The 1,407-nt window shown below is 67.0% G+C and carries 1 protein-coding gene; it reads right to left on the bottom strand.

What is annotated here, in order from left to right:
• A partial coding sequence (locus tag ACFY2Z_RS41670; RefSeq protein ID WP_390749200.1) for a non-ribosomal peptide synthetase occupies positions 1–1,390 on the bottom strand: 1,390 nt, incomplete at its 3' end.
• Positions 1,391–1,407: the final 17 nt, after the last annotated feature.

The raw sequence follows: 1,407 nt of genomic DNA, 5'->3' as shown, positions 1-1,407 counted from the left end.
CGAGCAGGATGTTCTCGATGGCGATGGCCATGGTCTGGATGGTGGGGTTGTCGAAGATCACGGCGAGGGGGATCTCGGCGGACAGCGCGCTGCGCAGCCGGGAGACGATCCGGGTCGCCAGCAGGGAATGACCGCCCAGGGCGAAGAAGTTGGCGCCCACGTCCAGGTCCTGCCGGCCCAGCACCTGCGACCACACACCCGCGACCAGCAGCTCCGCCTCACTGGACGGCTGCGTGCCCTCCTGACCGGCCACGAACTCCGGCTCCGGCAACGCCCGGTAGTCGGTCTTGCCATTGGCGTTCACCGGGATCCGGTCCAGCACCGTGACACTGGACGGAATCATGTAGATCGGCAACTGATCCGCCAGATACGCGTTCAGCCCCGACACCAGCTCCGCACCGGCCGCCGCCTCAACCGTCACGTAGGCCGCCAGGCGCTGATCCCCAGGCACGGGCTCCCACTTGACCACCACCGCATCCCGGATCCCCGGAAAACGACGCACCGTGTGCTCGATCTCCGCCGGCTCGATCCGAACACCCCGGATCTTCACCTGACTGTCCGCACGCCCCAGGAACGTCAGCGTCCCGTTGGCCCGCCACACCCCACGGTCCCCGGTGCGATACAACCGCTCCCCCGCCACGAACGGGTGCGGCACAAACGCTCCCGCGGTCTTTCGGGCATCACCCAGGTAACCCCGCGCCAGCCCCGCCCCGCCCAGATACAGATCACCCGGGACACCGACCGGAACCGGGTTGAGATGCTCGTCGAGCACCAGCACCTGGTTGTTCGCAATCGCCTCACCCAGCGGGACATCGGCCACCCACCGGTCCTCCGCCGCACACTCATGGCTGGTGGAGTCGATGGAGACCTCCGTGGCACCCCACTGGTTGAACAGCCTGGCACCCGTGACCCCGAGACGGTCGTAGAACTTCCCCACCAGATCCGGACGGAGCGCCTCACCACTGGAGATCACATACCGCAGACCCGCCAGCCCCCCGCGCCGCTCCTCGGTGATCTCGTCACAGAACAACCCGAGCATGCTCGGCACGAAATGCAACCCGACCACACCATGAGCCTCGGCCCACTCCGCGATCGCCCGCGGATCACGATGCAGACCCGCCGGCAACATCACCACCGTCGCACCCGCGATCAACGGCCAGAAGATCTCCACCGCCGAGTCGTCGAAACTCAGCACCGTCTTGTGCAGAACCCGCTCACCCCGACCCAACGGATACCGCGCCAGCATCCACTGCATCCGGTTCGCCCACCCCGCATGCGTCGACGCCACACCCTTCGGCACACCGGTCGACCCCGACGTGTAATACACCGAGATCAGATTCCCGCCCGTGATCCCGGCATCCGGCCCCACCACAGCGGACTCCGACAACATGCCCGCACCACACTCCA

The sequence above is a fragment of the Streptomyces sp. NPDC001222 genome, from assembly GCF_042896945.1.
Classification (GTDB): Bacteria; Actinomycetota; Actinomycetes; order Streptomycetales; family Streptomycetaceae; genus Streptomyces; species Streptomyces gibsoniae.
This window is presented reverse-complemented; position numbering and strand designations above follow the sequence as displayed.